Source organism: Geomonas sp. (assembly GCF_056994735.1).
In genome coordinates this window covers 1-1,275 of sequence record NZ_JBXKJL010000469.1, presented here as the reverse complement: position 1 = coordinate 1,275, position 1,275 = coordinate 1, and the positions used below count along the sequence as shown (strand labels likewise).

The 1,275-nt window shown below is 59.8% G+C and carries 2 protein-coding genes; both read left to right on the top strand.

All coding sequences use genetic code 11. From position 1 onward, the window contains the following. Window positions 1-246: helix-turn-helix domain-containing protein (locus AC11W3_RS20130; protein ID WP_484093634.1), on the top strand; the 246-nt coding region annotated here is incomplete at its 5' end. Then, complete coding sequence (locus AC11W3_RS20125; protein WP_484093633.1) at window positions 243-926, top strand: IS630 family transposase; 684 nt, start codon at window positions 243-245, stop codon at window positions 924-926. The genes AC11W3_RS20130 and AC11W3_RS20125, both read left to right, overlap by 4 nt. Window positions 927-1,275: the final 349 nt, after the last annotated feature.

Genomic DNA, 1,275 nt, shown 5'->3' with positions numbered 1-1,275 from the left:
TTCGTAGAGCAAGGACTGGCGGCGGCACTGTTGCGCAAGAAGCCCACCGGGCGGCAGTATCGCAAGCTCGACGGCGCCCAGGAGGCCCACCTGATCGCGCTGGCGTGCGGCGCCTCCCCGGAGGGACGGACCCACTGGACCTTGCGGTTGCGGGCCGACCGGTTGGTGGACTTGGACGTGGTGGAGTCGATCAGTCCGGACTGTGTGCGCATGACGCTCAAAAAAACGCCCTCAAGCCGTGGTTGAAAAAACAATGGGTCATCCCGCCCCAAGCCAATGCCGACTTCGCCTGCGCTATGGAGGACGTACTGGAAGTCTACACTCGGCCGTACAACCCGGCTTACCCGGTGGTGTGCCTGGACGAGACCAGCAAGCAGTTAGTCGCCGAGACCCGCACGCCGCGGCCAGCGGAACCGGGCCAGCCGGGGCGGACTGACTATGAAGACGAACGGTGCGGGACCGCCAACCTGTTCATGACCTTTGAGCCCCTGACCGGTCAACGCCCCGTCACCGTCACCGAGCACCGCACGGCGGTCGATGTCGCCAAGGAGGTGCGCGATCTGCTGGAGGTCCGCTATCCACATGCCGAGCGGGTGGTCCTGGTGATGGACAACCTCAACACCCACAAACCCGCCGCACTCTATCAAGCCTTTGAACCCGCCGTAGCCCGGTCGCTGATCGAACGGCTGGAGCTTCATCACACCCCCAAGCATGGCAGTGGGTTGAACATGGCGGAGATCGAACTCAGCATCCTGAGTCGGCAGTGCTTGGATCGCCGCCTCCCCGATGTGGATACCCTGACTCCGGAGGTAGCCGCTTGGGAGCCGGCACGCAACAGCGACGCCCGGCCGGTGAATTGGCGCTGCACCACCCCCGCTGCCCGCATCAAGCTCAAGCGTCTCTATCCGTCAAGTCAGGACGGGTGAAGTACTAGTCATTCTCAAATGATAACCATTATTAAATACTGAAAGCTTGATCTAAGTCAATCGGTTGATTCCTTAACGTTACTGTAAAAATCCTCCCGTAGGTCGGGTTAGACGCGCCTGCCACCCAGGTGGCCACTTACCACGAGATGACGGGCGCGTCGTAACCCGACAGGGAGCCGAGTCTCCTCGCTGGGGGTGTTTGTTGCTAATAAAGCAGGATCAGTTGAGGAGCAGGCATCATTCTAAGTACAAACAGCTAATTTTTTTGGAGTGACTCCAATAATCGAAAGAACGCGATCAGGTTGTTGGTTGTACCGGGTAAAAAACGCTTGAGCGGCCTTCACCAGGG